This window comes from Uliginosibacterium paludis (genome assembly GCF_039631355.1).
Lineage (GTDB): Bacteria > Pseudomonadota > Gammaproteobacteria > Burkholderiales > Rhodocyclaceae > Uliginosibacterium > Uliginosibacterium paludis.
On sequence record NZ_JBDIVF010000009.1, the window covers coordinates 116747 to 135838 of the forward strand.

A 19092-nucleotide genomic window follows, 5' to 3' on the forward strand; every position below is an offset into this window, starting at 1 on the left:
TCTTATGGACAAGATCCTCATCCTCGACTTCGGTTCACAGGTCACCCAGCTGATTGCACGCCGGGTTCGCGAAGCCCATGTCTATTGCGAGCTGCACTCCTTCGATGTGTCGATGGATTTCATCCGCGAATTCAAGCCGACCGGGATCATCCTCTCGGGCGGACCGAACTCGGTCTACGAGTCCGACTATCAGGCAGACCCCGAGCTCTTCAAGCTCGGCGTACCGGTGCTGGGCATCTGCTACGGCATGCAGTGGATGGCGCAGAGCCTTGGCGGCAAGGTGGAAGCGGGCAAGGTGCGCGAGTTCGGCTATGCCGAAATCGCTGCACACGGCTCGCCTCTTTTCGCCGGTTTGGAAGACCGCAGCGCTGAAGGCCAGAAATTCCTCGAAGTCTGGATGAGCCACGGCGACAAGGTTACCGAGCTGCCCGCAGGTTTCCGCGTGATTGCCAGCAACGAAGCCTGTCCGATTGCGGCGATGGCCGACGAAGCGCGTGGTTTTTACGCCGTGCAGTTCCATCCGGAAGTTACCCACACCCTGCAGGGCCGCGAAATGATCAATCGTTTCGTGCTCAACGTCTGCCAGGCCGAACCCTCCTGGACGATGCCCAACTACATCGATCAGGCCGTGGCCCGCATCCGCGAGCAGGTCGGCTCTGACGAAGTCATCCTCGGCCTCTCCGGCGGCGTGGATTCCTCCGTGGCTGCCGCGCTGATTCACCGCGCCATCGGCGATCAGCTCACCTGCGTGTTCGTCGACAACGGCCTGCTGCGCCTGAACGAAGGCGAGCAGGTCATGAACATCTTCAACAAGCACCTTGGCGTGAAGGTGATCCACGTGAACGCCACCGAGCAGTTCATGGGCCATCTGGCCGGTGTGACTGATCCGGAAGCCAAGCGCAAGATCATCGGCCGCGAGTTCGTCGAAGTCTTCCAGGCCGAATCGGCCAAGCTGCCCAGTGCCAAGTGGCTGGCGCAGGGCACGATCTATCCGGACGTGATCGAGTCGGCCGGTGCCAAGACCAAGAAGGCGCACACGATCAAGAGCCACCACAACGTGGGCGGCCTGCCGGAAACGCTGAAGCTCTCGCTGCTCGAGCCGCTGCGCGAACTGTTCAAGGACGAAGTCCGCGAACTGGGCGTAGCACTCGGCCTGCCGCACGAAATGGTCTATCGCCACCCGTTCCCGGGCCCCGGCCTTGGCGTGCGTGTGCTCGGCGAAGTGAAGCGCGAATACTGCGACCTGCTGCGCCGTGCCGACGCAATCTTCATCGATGAGCTGCGCGCCTTCGACTGGTACGACAAGACCAGCCAGGCATTTGCCGTGTTTCTGCCGGTGAAGTCCGTCGGCGTGATGGGTGACGGTCGCACCTACGAGTACGTGGTCGCCCTGCGTGCGGTGTGCACCTCCGACTTCATGACCGCGAAGTGGGCCGAGCTGCCCTACGAGTTGCTGGGCAAGGTATCCAACCGGATCATCAACGAAGTGCGCGGCATCAACCGCGTCGTGTACGACGTTTCCGGCAAGCCGCCTGCAACCATCGAGTGGGAATGACCGTACGGCGGATGGATCGGGACAGCGCTTGTCTGAATTGAAGCGAGCGTTCGTTCCGGTCAGTCGCTCCCTTGCCGCGCGTCGACGCGGCATCTCGGGAGGCGAGGCGATGGCTTTCGCGCTTGTTGCAGTGCTGCCGGTTTTTGAGAGCGAACAGGAGACTGTCAGGATGAATGGGATTTTCGGCGCTTTTCTGCGCCTCTTGCCCGCTGCGCTGCTGCGTTATGCTGCGCGTCTGCGCTTCCCGAACCTGTTCCTTCTCGTCCTGGTTTGCTTCGTCGCTGATCTGTTGTTGCCTGATTTCATTCCTTTTCTGGATGAGATCCTGCTGGGGCTGTGCACCCTGATGCTTGCCGCCTGGAAAAACAAGCGTGGCGGAGGAGGAGGCGGTGAGTCCTGACGAAGACTTCATGCTCGAGGCGCTGGCTCTGGCGCGCGAGGCAGCAAGCCATGGCGAGGTGCCGGTCGGGGCGGTCGTCGTGAAAGACGGGCAGATTGTCGGGCGAGGGCGTAATGGCCCCATCGGTGCCAAGGATCCGACTGCGCATGCCGAAGTCATGGCTTTGCGGGATGCGGCAGTCAATCTGGGTAATTACCGCCTGCCAGGCTGCGAGTTGTATGTGACGCTTGAACCCTGCGTCATGTGTTCCGGTGCAATTTTCCATGCCCGGATTTCACGTGTCGTTTATGGGGCAAAGGATCCCAAGACAGGGGTTGCGGGCAGCGTGTTCGATCTTTATGCAGACCGCCGCCTGAATCATCACGCCACCATTGAAGGCGGCGTGCTGGCCGATCAGTGCGGCGGTTTGCTGTCTGCCTTTTTCGCTGCGCGCCGTCAGCGCGTAATCAGCGCTTGAGGCGGCCTGCTCAGTCGATCGTGTAGGGCAAGGTCCCGAGTTCGAGCAGAGGGCCGTCGGAGGCGCCCAGGTGTGCGATCCCCGCCTCGAATGCAGAAATCTGCATGACGGCAAGAAGGTCTGTGCCTCCGTTCGGGCCCGACTCTGCCGCAACGACTTTGCCACAGGATTGTTCGCCGAACTCCGGCGCATAAATGTCCGTGCCGATTTGCACATTTGGGTGGCTGGCGTGCGCGCGGAACATGCGCTTCTTGAGTTTGCCGAGGTATTGCGTGCGGGCGACGATTTCCTGACCCGGATAGCAGCCCTTCTTGAAATTGACGCCACCGATCAGTTCGAAGTTGATCATCTGTGCCACGAACTCGTCCTGCAGGGCCGCGGTAATGAGCGGGAGTCCAGCCTGGATATCCAGCCAGCGCCATGCCGCCGTGTGGGCGGGCGTCGCGCCTGATGCGACGAGTTCTGCCCAGAGATGCCCGGCGCGCTCTGCCGGAGCCTCGATCACGAAACGATTGCCATCAAGGTGAAGGACCCGGGTTTCGTCCTGCGCGCAGACGCTCATTGCTTCAGAGCGATACAAGCCCAGTGGTTCGAGCGTCCGGGCAGCTTCGGGACCTGCGAGTCCGATCAGAACGCGATCACTTGCCTCACTGACCTTGGCTTTGGCGCGCAGAACGTACATGGATAGTTTTCGCGCAATCGGCGAAAGCAGATCCGCGGACAGCATCAGCATGAGCTCACTCTCGGCCTGCCAGACCACAAAGCTGGCCAGCACGCGCCCCTTCGGACTGTTCAGACTGTTGTGCAGCGCCCGGTCCGGGCTCATCCCGAGCACGTCATTGGAGCCCAGCTTGTGAAGAAAGTCTTTTGCGTCTTCTCCGCTGATTCTGATCAGACCCAGATGTTCGAGAGGAGTGATGATCGTATCGTTCGAGGCCGCCCGGATGCCTTGCTCGGGGCTGGAGAAAGCGGGCTGATCCGGACCGTCCTTGGCGATCCAGTCGGCTAGGAAAGCTTGCCTGGGGCTGTTCATGATCTGTGCTCCGTGGGGGGGAAGTCGTTTGTATTCCGTTATTATAGGGCGCCCCATGCATTGACCGGGTCTTGTCCATTGAAATTGCTGAGAGTTCTGGTTCGTCTTATTGGCGTGTTCTTGCTGTTGCTGGGGGCTGCGGCGCTGGTCGCCGCGTGGGTCGCGCTTCGTCCGATTCCGATGAGCAAGCCCGTGGTGGATTTCGACATCGCACCCGGTATGTCCATGAAACGGATTTCGGCCCAGCTTGCAGATGCCGGCCTCGATATCTGGCCGGCCGGATTGACCATGCTTGCCCGGTTCAATGGCGACGCGACGCGCATCAAGGCGGGAAGCTATCGCATCGACAAGCCGGTCAACATGCTCGAGCTTGTTGCCTTGATGTCGAGCGGAGCCAACGCATACGCCGACCTGACGATTGTCGAAGGCTGGACTTTCGCCCGGCTCCGCTTGGCATTGGCTTCCCATCCGGACCTGAAGCAGGATTCGGCGGGTTTGGACGAAGCGGACATCATGGCAAGAATCGGTTTTCCGGGCGTGCCAGCTGAAGGAATGTTCGCGCCGGATACCTATAGTTTTTCGCGCGGAGCGAGCGATTTCGAAGTGCTTCGGAGGGCCGCACAGCACATGCAGCTTCGCCTGGAGCAGGCCTGGAGCAAGCGCGCGGCTGATGTGCCACTGAAAACTCCGTATGAGGCGCTGGTGCTGGCTTCTGTCGTGGAGAAGGAAACCGGTCGGGCTGATGATCGACTCAATGTGGCGTCAGTCTTCGTCAACCGGTTGCGGATAGGAATGCCGCTGCAAAGTGATCCGACGGTGATTTACGGATTGGGGAGTGGTTTTGACGGCAACCTGAGACGTCGGGATCTTCAGGCAGATACGCCGTTCAATTCCTACACCCGTCGCGGGCTTCCACCCACACCCATCTCGCTGCCGGGCAAGGCCGCGCTCGAAGCCACTCTGAATCCTGCGCAGGGAAAGTTTCTGTATTTCGTAGCCCGGGGTGATGGAACCAGTGCCTTTTCATCGACGCTGGACGAACACAATCGTGCCGTAGCGCGTTACCAGAGAGCAGGAAAATGACAGACAAGGGACGATTCATCACCTTTGAGGGAATCGACGGCGCGGGAAAGAGCACCCAGATCGCCGCGACCGAGACCTGGATTCGTGCGATGCGGCATGATGTTGTCCGTTCCCGCGAACCGGGCGGAACGCCACTGGGCGAAAAACTGCGCGAGTTGCTGCTGCACGAGCCCATGCATCTCGAAACCGAGGCGCTACTGATGTTTGCGGCGCGCAGGGAGCATCTGGCGCAGGTCATATCTCCGGCATTGCAGAAGGGGACTTGGGTTGTGTGTGACCGTTTCTCCGACGCCAGCTTTGCTTATCAGTCCGGCGGGCGTGGTCTGTCTGTCGACAAGTTTTTTCAGCTCGAGCAGTGGGTGCATCCCGGTTTTCAGCCCGATCTGACCTTTCTGTTTGATCTTGATCCGGCGAAGGCTGCTGAGCGGCTTGCTGCCGGGCGTCAGGATCATGACCGTTTTGAGCGCGAGCAGCGTGATTTCTTTGTCAGGGTCCGCGAAGCCTATCTTGAACGGGCCCGCAGGAGCGCGGGGCGGATTGCCGTTGTTGACGCAGCTCGGCCTGTTGAGGAAGTCACAAAAGAGATTCTCGACATTCTGCAGCAGAGGTTCGCATGAGTCTGGAAGCGCTTCCCGAGTGGTTGCAGCCTGTCTGGAACAAGATACTGTCGCGACGCGACCGGATGCCTCATGCGCTGTTGTTCTGCGGTGCGCCCGGCAGTGGCAAGCGTCTGTTTGCCGAGCATCTGTCTCGTGCCTTGCTGTGTCGGGCGCCACAAGCCAACGGTTTTGCCTGCGGAGCCTGTGCGGCCTGCAACTGGATCGCCGCCTCCAATCATCCTGACTATTTCACGCTGATCCCCGCCGCTGATGAAGCGAGTGACGACGACGGAGAGACGGCAGATGCAGGAAAGAAGGAAAAAGCCAAGTCTTCGCAGATCGTGATTGACCAGGTCAGAAGTCTTCAGGGGGCGCTCGAGGTGGGGGCAGGAGGGCATGATGGTGGCCGCCGGGTCGTCATCGTCGATCCGGCGGAAGCAATGAACCATGCCGCGGCGAATGCCTTGCTCAAGGCTCTCGAGGAGCCGCTTGAGTCGACACACTATCTATTGGTAAGCCACGCGCCAGGCAGGCTTCTGCCGACCATACGAAGCCGGTGTCAGGTGATTGACTTTCCGCGTCCGGAGCCCGAAGTTGCGCTGGCATGGCTGCGTCGGGAAGGTGTTCGGGACGACGCACTGCTGGGGTTTGCCAGCGGCCTTCCGGTTGCGGCGAGAGACTATGCGCAGGGGGATCTGCAGCTCATTCGTCGACAGCTCGCAAAGGAGTTGGCGGCCGTCTCCGCGACCGAGCCGCTCAAGCTCGCGGCAGACTGGGAAGCGCGGCTCAAGCTCAAGGCTTCCGTCGAGGCGGGCTTTACGATGGTAACGCTGGTCTCCTGGATTCAGCGCTGGCTGTTTGACGGGGTTTGTGTTGCCAATGGCTTGCGCCCTCGTTTCTATCAGGATTTCGAAGCAGAGCTTCGCCAGGCCACCCACAACAGATGTGAAGCGTGGATGGATTGCAGTCGAGTAGTGCAGGAATTCAGGCGAGTTGCCCAGCATCCGCTTAACGCCCGGCTTTTTCTGGAGGATCTGGTTTTGAATCTCCGTCGGGCTATGTGATGGGCGTGTTGGTGACGTATTAGTACTCAACGTTCGTCGGGAAAATATAAACATGCTTGCTGGCAGAGCTCGGAAACATGGGCTATACTTCGCGGCTCATTGAGTCGGGTTGATTGCAAGTGAGGGCGCTTAGCTCAGTTGGTAGAGCGCCTCCCTTACAAGGAGGATGTCGGCGGTTCGAGCCCGTCAGCGCCCACCACACATGCCTCCCGAATGCAGCGGAGTGGTAGTTCAGTCGGTTAGAATACCGGCCTGTCACGCCGGGGGTCGCGGGTTCGAGTCCCGTCCACTCCGCCAGTTTCAAAAAAGGCGAACACAGGTTCGCCTTTTTTGTATTTGCCAGTTTGCTGGCTCAATTTTCGTCAATGGTCGCCCAACATGTTTGAAGCCGTCCGTAATAATCCGAAAATCGCCCAGTCAATTCTTGCTGCGCTGGTTTTGCCGTTCGCTTTTTTTGGCGTGGATGCCTATTTCCGGAACGGGAATGTCGGTGGTGATGCCGCGGCCAAGGTTGGCAAGGTTGAAATTACGGATTTTCAGCTGGAGCAGGCTGTTCGTGAGCAGGAAAACGCCTTGCGTGCTCAAATGGGGGCGTCCTTCGACCCGTCCCTGACCAATACCCCTGAATTCAAGGCAGCTGTACTGGACCGCATGATCAATGAAGCTGCGGTGAAAGCTGCAATTCGTGACAGCAAGCTCGTTGTCAGCAACGAGAGCATTCAGGAATACATCAAGCAGATTCCTTCCTTCCAGGAAAACGGCCACTTTTCCTTCCCGCTTTATGAGGCCTATGTCCGCAATCAGGGGCTGACGCCAGCAGGTTTCGAACAGCAGATCCGCGATACCGTCGCGCAGCAGCAGTTGATGCTTCCGATCGCAGGTGGTGCTGTCATCTCGAAGTTCAGCAGCCAGAGGATGCTGGCACTGGATGGCGAAAAGCGCTCTGTTTCCGAATTGATTTTTGATGCTTCGAGCAAACTGGCCGGTGTGAAACTGGGCAGTGACGACGCGAAAAAATATTATGACGCTCACAGCGATGCGTTTCGTGCGCCCGAGCAGGCCAAGGTTGAATATGTTCTGCTGAGTCTTGATGACATCGCACGTAACGCAAATATTTCGGAAGCAGATGCTCGCATGTGGTTTGACGAAAACTCCAAGGCCTTGACTTCCCATGAAGAGCGGCGTGCCAGTCACATTCTGGTTCAGGTCGCAGCAGATGCGAAGGCGGAGGCGCGTGAGGCCGCACGCAAGAAGGCGGAAGGCCTGCTGGCGCAGGTGAAGGCCTCGCCTGCGCGCTTTGCCGAGATTGCAAAGGCTAATTCCGACGATACGGGTTCGGCCGAAAAGGGCGGTGATTTGGGGTTCTTTGGCCGTGGCGCCATGGTCAAGCCGTTTGAAGATGCCGCCTTTGGCCTGAAGTCTCACGAAATTTCCGGGTTGGTAGAAACCGAATTCGGTTATCACATCATCACGGTGACGGATATCAGGGGCGAGAAGCCGAAGACCTTCGAAGAGATGAAAGCCGAGGCCATGGAAGGCGCCCGCAAACAGGCTGCCAACCTCAAGTTTTCCGAGATTTCGGAGCAGCTTGGCAACATGGTTTATGAGCAACCCGATGCACTCAAGCCGGTGGCGGAAAAATTCGGACTCAAGCTGATCCAGACCGACTGGACGCCGCGAAGCAGTCTCCCCGCCGTGCTGCAGAACCAGAGAGTTCAGACTGCGCTGTTCTCTTCCAGTTCCACCCAGAATCGTCACAATACAGAGGCGATCGATTTGGGGAACGGAAGCGTGATTTCCGCGCGCATCATTGACTACAAGGCTTCCGCGATCCGTCCTTTCGAGGAGGTCCGCAAGCAGGCCGAGGAAGCGGCGACGCAGGCCGAGGCCGCTCGTCTGGCCCGTGAAGAGGGTGAGTCTGTGCTGAAGAAGTTGCAGGGCGGCGAGTCAGTGCCGGCAAACTGGGGGACTCCGAAAGAGCTGAAGCGCTCCAGTCCCGAGCTGACGGTAGAGGCCAGAGTCGCTGTCTTCTCGGCGCCTGTCGAGAAGCTGCCCGCCTACGTCGGAGCCCTGGTTGGCAACAACTACTCGATCTTCCGCGTCGAGAAAGCAGAGTTGCCTGCGGTTTCGGATACCGCTCCAGAACTCAAGGATGCTGCAAACCGGCAGGCAATGCTTGCGGGGCAGGAAGATCTGCGGGCCTATATCGAGGCGATTCGCAAACGTCAGGGCGTTAAGCTGAAAGCGGCCAAACCGAAGGAATAAATCAGGATCATCGATTCCCCGTTCAAACCCCCGGCGTGCTTGGGGGTTTGCTGTTTTTGGGAAGCAGTTGAGCGGGTACGCATCTACGTTATGCGGGTATTACCTGCACGACAAAGACGCTGCGTTTCTTATCCGCTATATTGCGTCCGCATTCAATCCACATAGAGAGTGAGCAAGATGGCCTACGTCGTTACCGAAAACTGTATCAAGTGCAAATTCACCGACTGTGTGGACGTGTGCCCGGTGGATTGCTTCAGGGAAGGTCCGAACTTTCTTGTCATCGACCCGGATGAGTGTATCGATTGCACGCTCTGTGTGGCCGAATGCCCTGCAGAAGCCATTTTTGCGGAAGACGACCTTCCCGCCGATCAGGAACACTTCACCGAGCTGAACGCCAGTCTCGCCAAAGTGTGGCCGGCGATTGTCGAGCGCAAGGAGCCCCTTGCCGATGCGGAAGAGTGGAACAAGGTGAAGGACAAGCTTCAGTTCCTCGAAAAGTGACGGAAGGCGAAAGCCGCTTCGTCTGCCTGCGGTGAGGCAGGCTTTGAAGTTGCCCTGTCCTGAATCAGGTTGACACCTGTGAGCGCGAAGTTGCGCTCTGGTTGATTGCTGCAATAGACGCCCGATGAACCTCATCGGGCGTCTTCGTTTTCAGCGACAAATGCGGTCTGTGCTCGTTGTAGATCCGCACCGACTCATCGACCATTCGCCGCGCCTGTTCCAAGTCTGCCGGGCGGCGGAGCAGGAGCGCGCTCTTCAGAATGCCCTTGATCCGTTCAGCCAGCGCATTCTGGTAACAGTATCGGTCGAACGCCCCTGAATCCCGTAGCAATCGTGGCCCTGCTTGTAGGTCAGTTCGCCTCTTTCTACCTGCGCCACCACTGACAGCTCAAAGCCAGCGTGTAGTCGCGCTGCGTCCTCTTCTCCCCTGATCCCATCTGCCTTCCCCTTCCATGACGTGAAAAGCTAAAAACCCAGATCAGGACGGGTCAGAGTAAGAAAAAAGGGAGGCTTTAAGCCTCCCTTTTTTTGTTTTCCTTGGGACCGAAGCCCTTCGGACAGGATCAGAACTGGAAGTAGTTTTCAGCGTTCTTGTAGCAGACGCCTTCCACGATTTTCTGAAGCTGAGCCCAATCCTGCGGGTATTCGCCGTTTTCAACCCATCCGCCGATCATGTTGCAAAGAATCCGGCGGAAGTACTCGTGACGAGTGTAGGACAGGAAGCTGCGTGAGTCGGTCAGCATGCCGATGAACGCTCCCAGATTTCCAAGCTGGGAGAGGGCGGTCAGCTGACGAGTCATGCCGTCCTTCTGATCGAGGAACCACCAGCCGGAGCCGAACTGCATCTTGCCCACCACCTTGCCATCCTGGAAGTTGCCGATCATGGTGGCCAGCACTTCGTTGTGGATCGGATTCAGGTTGTAGAGGATGGTCTTGGGCAGCTGGTCATCGCCGTCCAATGTATCGAGGAATTTTGCGATCTTGGCCGAAATCAGGTCGTCGGCAATGGAGTCAAATCCGGTGTCCGGTCCGAGATTGCGGAACATACGGGCGCTGTTGTTGCGCTGCGCACCGATGTGAAGCTGCATGGCCCAGCCGCGTTGAGCGTACTGGCGTCCCAGATGCAGCATGATTCCTGTTTTGTAGGCCTCGACTTCATCCTTGCTCAGAGGCTCGTTGTTCATAGCCTTGTTCAGGATTGACGTGAGCGCCGACTCCGAGGCCTCGACGAAGAATGCCAGGTCAATGGCGTGGTCCGAAACCTTGCAGCCATGCGCGGCAAAATAGTCGAGACGCGCGTTCAGGGCCTTGAGCACATCACCAAAGCTATTGATGGCAATGCCGGACACGCTGGCAAGCTTGCGGATGTAATCCTGGAAGCCCGCGCGATCAATATTGAAAGCCTTGTCCGGACGGAAGGTGGGCAGCACCTTGACCGCGAAACCATCCGCAGCGATTGCCTTGTGATGAACCAGGTCATCAACCGGGTCATCCGTGGTGCAGACAACACGGACATTGGAGCGCAGCATCAGACCGCGCGCTGACAGTTCCGGTTTGCCGATCAGGCTGTTGCAGTGTGTCCAGAGTTCGTCGGCGGTCGCGCCGGAAACGAGCGTCCGCGTGTCGAAGTAACGCTGCAGTTCGAGATGGCTCCAGTGAAAGAGGGGGTTGCCCACGCCCATCGGCAGTACTTCGCAGAACTTCCGGAACTTGGCCTCGTCCGGCTGATTGCCTGTCATGAAGTCCTCGGTGACGCCGGAGGAACGCATGAAGCGCCACTTGTAGTGGTCGCCGCCAAGCCAGATTTCGGTAATGTTCTTGAATTGCTTGTTGCTGGAGATCTGTTCGGGCGGCAGGTGACAGTGGTAGTCGATGATGGGCTGCGGCGCTGCGAACTCATGGTAGAGCTTCTGCGCGGTGGGGGTTTCGAGAAGGAAATTCTCGTCCATGAAAGTCTTGGCCATACTCAATCTCCAGTGTGTTCCGGGTGTGGGTCTTACGACACGGAAAGCGATTGTGTTGTAAGACCAATTTAGTGGATATTCGGGATTATCCCCTATGTTGTCTGACAAATAAAGCTGTGCGCTGGTCAGTTCAAACGCCGGAGTAGGCCGAAAAACCTCCATCAACCGCGATGATCGAGCCGGTTACGAAGCCTGAAGCCTTGCTTTCAGCAAGCCACAGCAAGGCTCCAATCAGTTCGCTGGCATCCCCAAAGCGTCGCATGGGCGTCTGGGCGATGACTTTCTGGGCGCGAGGCGTGTAGTTGCCATCCTTTTCCAGCATCAGGTCGCGATTCTGTTCCGTAATGAAGAATCCAGGGGCGATTGCGTTGACGCGAATGCCCGACTGGCCAAGATGCACGGCCAGCCACTGCGTGAAGTTGCTCACGGCGGCCTTGGCGCCGCTGTAGGCAGCAACCTTGGTCAGAGGGCGGAAGGCTGACATGGAAGAAATGTTGATGATGCTGCAGCCGCTGCGCCCGAGCATCTGTCGAGCGAAAACCTGGCTCGGAAGGAGTGTTCCCATGAGGTTGAGGTCGAATACGAACTCAAAGCCCTCCATGTCCAGATCGAAAAAGGTGGTGTTCTTCTGGGCGTCGCCAGATGTGTCGACGCCAAAATACTCCTGTCCGGTGATGCCTTTCGGATGATTGCCGCCGGCTCCGTTGATGAGAATGTCACAGGCGCCGAAGTCTGCGGCGATGGCACTGGCGGTGTTCTCGAGTGCGGTGCGATCCAGTACGTTGCAGGAATAGCCTCGGGCCTGCCCGCTGCAGGTACGGATCTCTTCGGCCAGTTTTTCAGCCTTTGCCAGATCGCGGCCGATGATCGCCACGCTCGCTCCACACTCGGCAAGAGCGCGGCACATTGCAGCACCGAGGATGCCCGCCCCCCCCGTTACGACGGCAACCTTGCCTGCCAGATCAATGGAAAAGGGGAGGGTCGATGTGCTGTTCATGCATGGCCTTTCTGACTTAAAAGCGGGGCAGGCGTGTGTTGCCGGATGAGCTCGGCGCTCCCGGCGGCTGCATCTTCAAGGATGCTATGAGCCGGGCAGTCGAGGTCGGTCTTGATGTCGTGTTTTACGCGGGTTTCGCGTCATTGGACTGCTCGTGCGTCAACAGTCTGCGAGGTTGACGCCGATGCAGTTAAGATGGGCTCACCCAGGCGATGCCATGAGTCCTGCCTTACAGGGGGGCGATCTCGAGCCGCGCCTCGCGAGTCATCAGCTGTTCCATGGCGTCATGCGGGTCCAGGCTGCCGCAGAGTACGTCACGAACGGCACGCGTGATCGGCATGTCCACGCCATTGGCCTCTGCTCTGGCTACCACGGTTTCGGTCGTCAGGACACCCTCCGCTACATGGCCGAGTTCTTCGAGGATGGTCTTGAGATTCTTGCCTTCGGCGAGCGCCAGGCCGACCCGCCGGTTCCGTGAAAGATCGCCGGTTGCCGTGAGGATCAGGTCCCCCATGCCGGCGAGCCCCATCAAGGTCTCGCGCCGACCGCCGAGCGACGCAGACAGACGGGCTATCTCGGCGAGCCCCCGGGTGAGCAACGCTGCACGCGCGTTGTAGCCGTAGCCGAGCCCATCGGAAATGCCTGCTGCAATGGCGAGGACATTCTTTACGGCGCCGCCGATTTCGGCACCGATGATGTCGTCGTTGGCGTAAAGCCTCAGGCGGGGGTGAATGAGTTGCTCAACCCAGCGCGTGGCGAATTCCATGCTGCTTGAGGCGAGAGTGATGGCGCAGGGCAGGCCAGCGGCGACTTCCTGCGCGAAGCTCGGGCCGGTCAAGACTCCGCGTCCGGTATCCGGCAAAAGGAACTCGGTCGCGACTTCATGAGGAAGCTTGCCCGTGCCGGCTTCAAAGCCCTTGCAGACCCAGAGTACCGGTAACGCGGAGTAACTTGCGGCGACCCGCTTGAGCGTCGGGCGCAGTCCGGACACCGGCGTTGCGATGACGGCAAGCTCGGCGGCCTCGCAGGCTTCGTCAAAATCCGCAACGAACTCGATGCGCTGGTTGAGGGCAATGCCGGGGAGGTAGCGTTTGTTCTCTCCGTCGCGGCGCATCTCCGCGAGGTGTTCGGGTTCGATGCTCCAGAGCGTTGTCCGGTGTGCGCCTGCGTAAGAATTTGCCAGCGCAGTGCCCCATGCGCCCGCGCCGATCACCAGAATGCTTGCCAATTCAGATTCCCCAGACGGATTTGAGGGGGATGTAACCAGACTGTCCGCCGCTGTGGCGGACCTTCAGCCACGCACCGTCCGGCTTGTCGATCGCCTCGAGAATGACGTCCTTTGCCACGGAAAAGGCAGCGGGAGCGCCCTGTTCAGGCTTTTGAAGAACGTCCGCACTGGATGCGGTAACAATGACCTGCCGGGTGTTGCCCAGGGTTTCACTCGGCAGGCACCCCAAGCCGCCACCTTGCTCGCGGATCTTGACCCACTTGTCGACGCTGACAATCACCTCCACCGGCGTGCCATGGCGAAGGATGAATACCGGGCGCGCCTTGGTCGAGCATGCGTCATAGACAATTGCGTTGTCGACGAGCGATTTGTACTCCAGCGCGCTGGCCGACGTTGCGGTCAGCAGCGCCAGGGTTCCGGAAAGCAGAAGGGGAGCCTGACGGTTCATGGAAACACTCCAGACTTACTGAACCGGCACTTCGATCTTCGGTTGCTGAGCGAGTTCCTGCTGACGGGCTTCGTACATGCCTTCGAAGTTGACCGGAGCCAGCAGTACCGGCTGGAAGCCTGCACGGGTGACGGCGTCGGAGACTGCCTCGCGCGCGTAAGGGAAGAGGATGTTGGCGCAGCCGATCATGAGGATGGGCTCGAGCTCGTTGTCCTGCACGTTGCGAATCTGGAAGATGCCAGCCTGGGCGGCTTCAACCAGGAATACGACCTTGTCTTCGGCGGCCAGCTTCGACGTGACGGTCACCTTCAGCGTGACCTCGAAAAAGCCTTCTCCTACTGCAGCAGCCTGCGTCGAAAGCTCAATATTGATCGTCGGGTCAGTCTGATCCAGAAAGATGGCCGGCGCGTTCGGTACTTCGAGCGACAGATCCTTGACGTAGAGCTTTTCGATCTTGAAAACGGGTTGCTGATTCTGTTCCATGACTGTTACCTGAAGATAGTGGATTGAGAATGAAAAATTATCAGTTCGCAGCCAGCAGAGGATCAAGTCCGCCGGCCTGGTCGAGTGCGTAAAGGTCGTCGCAGCCGCCTACATGCTTTTCACCGATGAAGATCTGCGGCACTGTCCGTCGTCCGGTAATCGCCATCATGTGATCGCGTTGGGCCGGGTCGCGGTCAATCAGGATCTTTTCGATGTCGGTGACGCCCTTGCGGCGCAGCAGTTGCTCAGCACGCACGCAGTAGGGGCAGACCGCCGTCGCGTACATTGTTACCTTGCTCATGACTTGGTTCCGCTGCCGATCGGTTGCCCGGCCTCTTTCCAGGCCTTGATTCCACCTGCAAGATTGAAGACCTGCTCGAATCCGGCCTTTCGCAGCGTTGCGATCGCGCGCGAGGAGCGGGCGCCAGTGGCGCAACTGAGCACGACAGGGCGAGTCTTGAACTTTTCCAGTTCCTTGGTGCGATCAGCCAGTTCCTGTGCAGGAATGTTTCTGGATCCGTTGATATGCTCGGCGGCGAACTCCGCCGCTTCACGCACATCGACCACTACCGCGTTCTGGCGGTTCATCAGCATGACCGCTTGCGCCGGCGTGACTTGGGTTGCGTGGTCGCGTGCTTCGCGGAGGAGGGGAAGCAGGAGGCCGAGGCCGCTGATCACGGCAAGCGTGATGAGAAAAATGTTCTGCGAAATGAAATCCATGGAGTCTTGACGAAATAACAGGGCTGAAAATGCTGACGATCAACGAAGCCGCCAAAAAACGAAAGGGCCCATGCCAGGCCTGATTGATCCGATACAATACCATCCTTTGCCAGAGCCCGCCTTCAGGTGGGGCAGCAGGCGCACCGTTTTTTCCTCCTCTGAACAGGCTATTTCTCATGTACAAGATTGTTTTGATGCGTCACGGTGAATCCACCTGGAACCTTGAAAACCGCTTTACCGGCTGGACTGACGTGGATCTGACGCCGCGCGGTGTCGAAGAAGCCGTTGCCGCTGGCAAACTGCTCAAGGAAAAGGGTTTTGAGTTCGACGTGGCCTACACCTCGATGCTCAAGCGTGCGAACAAGACACTCAATGTCGTGCTCGAGCAGATGGACCAGCTCTGGATTCCGGTGGAGCACAGCTGGCGCCTGAACGAACGTCATTACGGCGCGCTGCAGGGGCTCAACAAGTCCGAAACCGCAGCAAAGTTCGGCGAAGATCAGGTGCTGGTCTGGCGCCGCTCCTACGACGTTCCGCCCCCCGCGCTGGAGCTCGATGACCCCCGTATGGAAGACAAGGCGCCGCGCTATGCCAGCATGAAGCCGGGTGAGTTTCCGCGCACCGAATGTCTCAAGGACACCGTGGAGCGTTTCGTGCCTTACTGGCTTGACACCATTGCCCCGGTCGTCAAGTCCGACAAGCGCGTGGTCATTGCAGCGCACGGCAACAGTCTGCGCGCACTGGTCAAGTACCTCGACAACATGAGCGAAGCCGAGATCCTCAAGCTCAACATCCCGACCGCTCAGCCCTTGGTGTATGAGCTGGATGCAGAGCTCAAGCCGATCAAGAGCTATTACCTGGCAGACCCGGCTGAAATCGAAGCCGCGATGAATGCCGTGGCCAATCAGGGCAAGGCCAAGGCCTGATGCCTTGGCAGGCAGTTCTGGCCGCCTTCCTGGCGGCAGCCTGCATGCTGTCAGCGGGTGCCCATGCGGCACCTGCCGACGCCAGGCGTGGTGAGCTGGCTGATCTGAAGGCCCGGATCACTGCCCTGCAGAATGAAATCGCGCGCGGAGAAGAGTCGCATCATGAAGTGGCCGACGAACTGGCCGATGCAGACCGCGCTATTTCCGCTGCGCAGCGCAAACTGAGGGATATCGCGGTGCGGCGTGCCGAGCTTGAGCAGCAACTGCTCGCTCAGCAGACAGAGAAGGCACGGCTCGAGTCCGAACTGGCCGGTCTCAAGGCCAAGCTGGGAGAGGCTGTGTTCCGTATGTACGTGGAAGGCGGCCAGGGCGGAACACGGCGCTTCCTGTCTGGCGACGACCCCAACCAGCTGGCGCGCGACGCTCATTACCTCGAGCAGATCGCCCGTCAGCGCATGCAGGCGATCGAGCAGGCACGCCAGACCATGGCAAGGCTCGAAGCCCTCGCAGCAGAGACCGCAAGACAGCGCGATGCGCTGGCGGCGATCGAACAGGAGCGTCGGGGCGAGCAGCAGTCTCTGCTTGCCGAAAAGGAACAGCAGAGAGCCGTGTTGAGCCGCATCTCTGCCCAATTGAGTGAGCAGCGTGGAGAGATGCGCACGCTTCAGCGCAATGAAGAGCGCATGGAGAAACTCATTCAGGGGCTCGAAAAAATCGCACGCCAGCAGGCGGAGGCCCGGGCTCGGGCTGATGCACAGGCTCGCGCTGAGGCGGAAAGTCGTGCTCGTCAGGCGGAGCAGCATCGATCGCAGGCCGCGGCGTCGGCGCCCTCCAGAGCAGACAGCACAGCAAGCGCAGACCCGGCAGGAGGGCAAACCAGCCGGCTGGCGGATTCCGGTACTTCGGGTACTGCCTTCGCTGCGCTCAAGGGACGCCTCGGCTGGCCTGTCCGCGGAGCGATCAAGGGACGTTTCGGCTCGCCGCGGGCGGGCGGTGTGACCAACTGGCACGGCGTTTTCATCAAGGCGGAAAGCGGCGTCGAAGTTCGCGCGGTGGCGGCAGGCAAGGTGGTTTTTGCAGACTGGTTGCGCGGTTTCGGCAACGTCGTGATCCTCGATCACGGTGAGGGCTACATGACTGTCTATGGGAACAACGATTCCCTGTTGCGCAATCCCGGTGATACCGTTCGTACAGCAGAGGCGCTGGCGACCGTGGGCAGCAGCGGTGGGCAGGATGAATCAGGTTTATACTTTGAAATAAGACACCGCGGGCAACCGCAGGATCCTGCCAAATGGATGGCGGCGAAATAAGGCTGACGGAGCGTAGATGAGCAGAATGAAGCAGTTCGGGCTGGTACTGAGTGGCATGTGTCTGGGTGTGCTGTTCAGCCTGCAATTCGCAGCCAATGCAAACAAGGAGGCTGCCAGTGCAGCCCAGCTGCCGGTTGAGGAAGTCCGCAGTCTTGCGGAGGTTTTCAACCATATCAAGCAGTTGTATGTCGAGCCGGTTTCCGACAAGAAACTGATCAACGACGCCATCTCCGGCATGGTTGCCGGACTAGATCCTCATTCGTCCTACCTGGATGAAGAGGCCTTCCGCGACATGCAGATTTCCATCAAGGGGAAATTCGGCGGTCTTGGCATCGAAGTCACGATGGAAGACGGCCTTGTGAAGGTTGTCAGTCCGATCGAGGACACCCCCGCGTTCCGCGCCGGCGTGAAGGCGGGTGATGTGATCTTCAAGTTGGACGACACCCCGGTCCGCGGGCTGAGCCTGACCGACGCCGTCAAGCGCATGCGCGGCAAACCCGGTACCACGATCGTGCTGACCATCCTTCGCAAGGGGGAAACCAAGCCTATCGAGCTGACGCTTACCCGCGAGGAAATCCAGGTTCAGAGCGTGAAGTCGAAGCTCATCGAGCCCGGCTATGGCTACGTGCGTGTGACGCAGTTTCAGGAGCAGACGACGGCCGATCTCGAAAAGCATCTTGAAAAGCTCTACAAGGGCGGGGAACTCAAGGGGCTCGTGCTCGACCTTCGCAATAATCCGGGAGGGTTGATTGATGCGGCTGTCGGCGTGTCTGCGGCCTTCCTGCCACCGAAAAGTCTGGTGGTCTATTCTGAGGGCAGGATTCCGGACGCGAAGCGCAAGTACTACGCTGATGCGCCGGAGTACTCCCGCGGGGCGCCTGATGTGCTGAAGAACCTGCCGAAGGGGGTTCGCTCCGTGCCGATGGTCGTGCTGCTCAATGGCGGTTCAGCCTCGGCGTCCGAAATCGTGGCCGGTGCGCTGCAGGACTACAAGCGCGCCAAGCTGCTGGGGATCCGCTCTTTCGGCAAGGGTTCGGTTCAGTCGATCTTCCCGATCGTGCAAGGCGAGACCGGTGTCAAGCTCACCATCGCCAAGTATTTCACACCGCTCGGGCGTTCGATTCAGGCCAAGGGCATCGAACCTGATTACGAAGTGGACGAAACGCCTAATGGTTCTTCCGAGCCGTTCTACCGCGAGGCCGATCTGAATCGTCACCTTGCCAATCCGAATGATCGGGAACCGGAAGTGCAAGCGTCTGCGCCCCGCCCGGCGAAGTCCCGGCCCCAGGCTGAAAAGACTGAAGTGCCGGTGCGCTTCGAGCCGGCTGGACCGGAGGACTACCAGTTCGAGCAGGCCATGAATGTGCTCAAGGGCCGGCCGGTCAGCGTGAAGCCGGCTGAACAGAGTGCTCCGGCAGAAGAGGCTTCTGCACCGAAGTAAGCGTTTCGTACGGGCCGTCGATCGGACGGCCCTGCTGCACAAGCAGGAGGTCAGCCATGATGCGTCGTGAAACTGCCTACAAGCTTGCCGGGCGCAAGCATCTGCAAGTGGATGCTCTTGCGGAGGCGCAATGCGAACACGTCCTGCGGTTCGCATCCGAACCTCCCGCTCAAGTCATTGCCGCACTCGCATGGCTGCACGAACAGCCTTTTCTGCGCGCAACGCCGACCCGTCAGGCGGACGCCGTTCTGCTGACTTACGATCTCGCACATTACTGCCTCAGGCAGATCGAAATGATGCTTGAAGAGCAGGGGTTCATTCTTGACGACTCACTGGTGTCACGCCTCAAACGGGCCATGACCCACTTCTGTGAAGAGACTCGCCGGAGAAACGCCGGATCGCCCCAGCGCCTGATCAAGCAGTCGAATCAGGTCTATGTGAAGGCCTGGGAGCATCATCCTCATGGCGATCACGACGACACCCCACCGGAGTTGCGTGAGTACAAATAAAAAGGGCCCGCATCATGCGGCAATGCCGCTCAGTTAAGACTGAGCGGCATTTTTCTTGATGGGGTAGTGGGTTTTGGTCATGCGTACGGCACGAGGGGATCTGCGCTCG

General features: G+C 59.2%; 20 protein-coding genes, 2 tRNA genes and 2 pseudogenes. 14 read left to right on the top strand and 10 right to left on the bottom strand.

What is annotated here, in order from left to right; translation table 11 throughout:
- Positions 1-4 precede the first annotated feature (4 nt).
- From guaA to tadA, 3 genes are read left to right on the top strand one after another with little or no spacing between them, the layout of a single operon-like run.
- A complete protein-coding gene (guaA, locus tag ABDB87_RS17275; protein ID WP_345929356.1) occupies positions 5-1555 on the top strand; it encodes a glutamine-hydrolyzing GMP synthase in 1551 nt (516 codons plus the stop codon).
- A 28-nt stretch (positions 1556-1583) separates the two neighbouring features.
- Positions 1584-1955, top strand: a complete 372-nt coding sequence (locus ABDB87_RS17280) for a DUF6116 family protein (protein WP_345929358.1) — start codon at positions 1584-1586, stop codon at positions 1953-1955.
- Positions 1956-1965: 10 nt separating this feature from the next.
- Positions 1966-2412 (top strand): tRNA adenosine(34) deaminase TadA, encoded by a 447-nt coding sequence (gene tadA / locus ABDB87_RS17285; protein WP_345929401.1) that lies wholly within the window; start codon positions 1966-1968, stop codon positions 2410-2412.
- A 10-nt stretch (positions 2413-2422) separates the two neighbouring features.
- Here tadA and ygfZ read toward each other — a convergent pair whose 3' ends face one another.
- Positions 2423-3502, bottom strand: coding sequence for a CAF17-like 4Fe-4S cluster assembly/insertion protein YgfZ (ygfZ, locus tag ABDB87_RS17290; protein WP_486985098.1), 1080 nt, complete (start codon positions 3500-3502; stop codon positions 2423-2425).
- A gap of 21 nt (positions 3503-3523) precedes the next feature.
- Between ygfZ and mltG the strand changes: the two genes are divergently transcribed.
- The 7 genes from mltG (at position 3524) to fdxA (ending at position 8957) form a co-directional block, all read left to right on the top strand.
- A complete protein-coding gene (gene mltG, locus ABDB87_RS17295; RefSeq protein WP_345929361.1) occupies positions 3524-4528 on the top strand; it encodes an endolytic transglycosylase MltG in 1005 nt (334 codons plus the stop codon).
- Positions 4525-5145: a dTMP kinase gene (tmk, locus tag ABDB87_RS17300; RefSeq protein ID WP_345929363.1), complete on the top strand. Its 621-nt coding sequence runs from the start codon at positions 4525-4527 to the stop codon at positions 5143-5145. The genes mltG and tmk overlap by 4 nt, the downstream gene beginning before the upstream one ends.
- Positions 5142-6191 (top strand): DNA polymerase III subunit delta', encoded by a 1050-nt coding sequence (gene holB / locus ABDB87_RS17305; RefSeq protein ID WP_345929364.1) that lies wholly within the window; start codon positions 5142-5144, stop codon positions 6189-6191. Before tmk ends, holB begins: the two co-directional genes overlap by 4 nt.
- Before the next feature lie 123 nt (positions 6192-6314).
- Positions 6315-6390: transfer RNA gene (locus ABDB87_RS17310), tRNA-Val, on the top strand.
- 21 nt (positions 6391-6411) lie between these two features.
- Positions 6412-6488, top strand: a tRNA-Asp gene (locus tag ABDB87_RS17315).
- Positions 6489-6569: 81 nt separating this feature from the next.
- Positions 6570-8456 (top strand): SurA N-terminal domain-containing protein, encoded by a 1887-nt coding sequence (locus ABDB87_RS17320; RefSeq protein WP_345929366.1) that lies wholly within the window; start codon positions 6570-6572, stop codon positions 8454-8456.
- 177 nt (positions 8457-8633) lie between these two features.
- Complete coding sequence (gene fdxA, locus ABDB87_RS17325) at positions 8634-8957, top strand: ferredoxin FdxA (RefSeq protein ID WP_345929403.1); 324 nt, start codon at positions 8634-8636, stop codon at positions 8955-8957.
- Between the two features lie 64 nt (positions 8958-9021).
- Here fdxA and ABDB87_RS17330 read toward each other — a convergent pair.
- From ABDB87_RS17330 to ABDB87_RS17365, 9 genes and pseudogenes are all read right to left on the bottom strand, one after another.
- Positions 9022-9255, bottom strand: a pseudogene (locus tag ABDB87_RS17330) (integrase core domain-containing protein); the annotation flags it as partial.
- A 5-nt stretch (positions 9256-9260) separates the two neighbouring features.
- A pseudogene (locus tag ABDB87_RS20580) lies at positions 9261-9394 on the bottom strand (IS3 family transposase); the annotation flags it as partial.
- A 126-nt stretch (positions 9395-9520) separates the two neighbouring features.
- Positions 9521-10921, bottom strand: coding sequence for a glucuronate isomerase (uxaC, locus tag ABDB87_RS17335; RefSeq protein ID WP_345929368.1), 1401 nt, complete (start codon positions 10919-10921; stop codon positions 9521-9523).
- A 130-nt stretch (positions 10922-11051) separates the two neighbouring features.
- Positions 11052-11918 (bottom strand): SDR family oxidoreductase, encoded by an 867-nt coding sequence (locus tag ABDB87_RS17340; RefSeq protein ID WP_345929369.1) that lies wholly within the window; start codon positions 11916-11918, stop codon positions 11052-11054.
- A gap of 229 nt (positions 11919-12147) precedes the next feature.
- The gene (locus ABDB87_RS17345; protein ID WP_345929371.1) at positions 12148-13146 is read right to left on the bottom strand and encodes an NAD(P)H-dependent glycerol-3-phosphate dehydrogenase; all 999 of its coding nucleotides are present in this window, start codon (positions 13144-13146) and stop codon (positions 12148-12150) included.
- A 1-nt stretch (position 13147) separates the two neighbouring features.
- Positions 13148-13594 (bottom strand): SH3 domain-containing protein, encoded by a 447-nt coding sequence (locus ABDB87_RS17350; RefSeq protein ID WP_345929373.1) that lies wholly within the window; start codon positions 13592-13594, stop codon positions 13148-13150.
- A gap of 15 nt (positions 13595-13609) precedes the next feature.
- Positions 13610-14077 carry a protein-export chaperone SecB gene (secB, locus tag ABDB87_RS17355; RefSeq protein ID WP_345929375.1) on the bottom strand — a complete coding sequence of 156 codons (468 nt, stop codon included), beginning with the start codon at positions 14075-14077 and terminating at the stop codon, positions 13610-13612.
- Between the two features lie 40 nt (positions 14078-14117).
- A complete protein-coding gene (grxC, locus tag ABDB87_RS17360; RefSeq protein WP_345929377.1) occupies positions 14118-14378 on the bottom strand; it encodes a glutaredoxin 3 in 261 nt (86 codons plus the stop codon).
- On the bottom strand, positions 14375-14797 hold the full coding sequence (locus ABDB87_RS17365; protein WP_345929379.1) for a rhodanese-like domain-containing protein: 423 nt from the start codon (positions 14795-14797) through the stop codon (positions 14375-14377). Before ABDB87_RS17365 ends, grxC begins: the two co-directional genes overlap by 4 nt.
- Positions 14798-14973: 176 nt before the next feature.
- On the opposite strand from ABDB87_RS17365, the gene gpmA reads away from it, so the two are divergent.
- From gpmA to ABDB87_RS17385, 4 genes are read left to right on the top strand one after another with little or no spacing between them, the layout of a single operon-like run.
- Complete coding sequence (gene gpmA, locus ABDB87_RS17370; RefSeq protein WP_345929381.1) at positions 14974-15723, top strand: 2,3-diphosphoglycerate-dependent phosphoglycerate mutase; 750 nt, start codon at positions 14974-14976, stop codon at positions 15721-15723.
- The gene (locus ABDB87_RS17375; protein ID WP_345929383.1) at positions 15723-17033 is read left to right on the top strand and encodes a murein hydrolase activator EnvC family protein; all 1311 of its coding nucleotides are present in this window, start codon (positions 15723-15725) and stop codon (positions 17031-17033) included. Before gpmA ends, ABDB87_RS17375 begins: the two co-directional genes overlap by 1 nt.
- Positions 17034-17049: 16 nt before the next feature.
- Positions 17050-18474 carry a S41 family peptidase gene (locus ABDB87_RS17380; protein WP_345929385.1) on the top strand — a complete coding sequence of 475 codons (1425 nt, stop codon included), beginning with the start codon at positions 17050-17052 and terminating at the stop codon, positions 18472-18474.
- 56 nt (positions 18475-18530) lie between these two features.
- Positions 18531-18983 (top strand): hypothetical protein, encoded by a 453-nt coding sequence (locus ABDB87_RS17385; RefSeq protein ID WP_345929387.1) that lies wholly within the window; start codon positions 18531-18533, stop codon positions 18981-18983.
- Positions 18984-19092: the final 109 nt, after the last annotated feature.

Coding starts and splice junctions, on each gene's coding strand:
- holB (WP_345929364.1), top strand. CDS start 5,142: ATGAGTCTGGAAGCGCTTCCCGAGTGGTTGCAGCCTGTCTGGAACAAG.
- guaA (WP_345929356.1), top strand. CDS start 5: ATGGACAAGATCCTCATCCTCGACTTCGGTTCACAGGTCACCCAGCTG.
- grxC (WP_345929377.1), bottom strand. CDS start 14,378: ATGAGCAAGGTAACAATGTACGCGACGGCGGTCTGCCCCTACTGCGTG.
- fdxA (WP_345929403.1), top strand. CDS start 8,634: ATGGCCTACGTCGTTACCGAAAACTGTATCAAGTGCAAATTCACCGAC.
- ABDB87_RS17365 (WP_345929379.1), bottom strand. CDS start 14,797: ATGGATTTCATTTCGCAGAACATTTTTCTCATCACGCTTGCCGTGATC.
- ABDB87_RS17320 (WP_345929366.1), top strand. CDS start 6,570: ATGTTTGAAGCCGTCCGTAATAATCCGAAAATCGCCCAGTCAATTCTT.
- tadA (WP_345929401.1), top strand. CDS start 1,966: ATGCTCGAGGCGCTGGCTCTGGCGCGCGAGGCAGCAAGCCATGGCGAG.
- ABDB87_RS17375 (WP_345929383.1), top strand. CDS start 15,723: ATGCCTTGGCAGGCAGTTCTGGCCGCCTTCCTGGCGGCAGCCTGCATG.
- ABDB87_RS17350 (WP_345929373.1), bottom strand. CDS start 13,594: ATGAACCGTCAGGCTCCCCTTCTGCTTTCCGGAACCCTGGCGCTGCTG.
- secB (WP_345929375.1), bottom strand. CDS start 14,077: ATGGAACAGAATCAGCAACCCGTTTTCAAGATCGAAAAGCTCTACGTC.
- ABDB87_RS17385 (WP_345929387.1), top strand. CDS start 18,531: ATGATGCGTCGTGAAACTGCCTACAAGCTTGCCGGGCGCAAGCATCTG.
- uxaC (WP_345929368.1), bottom strand. CDS start 10,921: ATGGCCAAGACTTTCATGGACGAGAATTTCCTTCTCGAAACCCCCACC.
- gpmA (WP_345929381.1), top strand. CDS start 14,974: ATGTACAAGATTGTTTTGATGCGTCACGGTGAATCCACCTGGAACCTT.
- tmk (WP_345929363.1), top strand. CDS start 4,525: ATGACAGACAAGGGACGATTCATCACCTTTGAGGGAATCGACGGCGCG.
- ABDB87_RS17380 (WP_345929385.1), top strand. CDS start 17,050: ATGAGCAGAATGAAGCAGTTCGGGCTGGTACTGAGTGGCATGTGTCTG.
- ygfZ (WP_486985098.1), bottom strand. CDS start 3,502: ATGGGGCGCCCTATAATAACGGAATACAAACGACTTCCCCCCCACGGA.
- ABDB87_RS17340 (WP_345929369.1), bottom strand. CDS start 11,918: ATGAACAGCACATCGACCCTCCCCTTTTCCATTGATCTGGCAGGCAAG.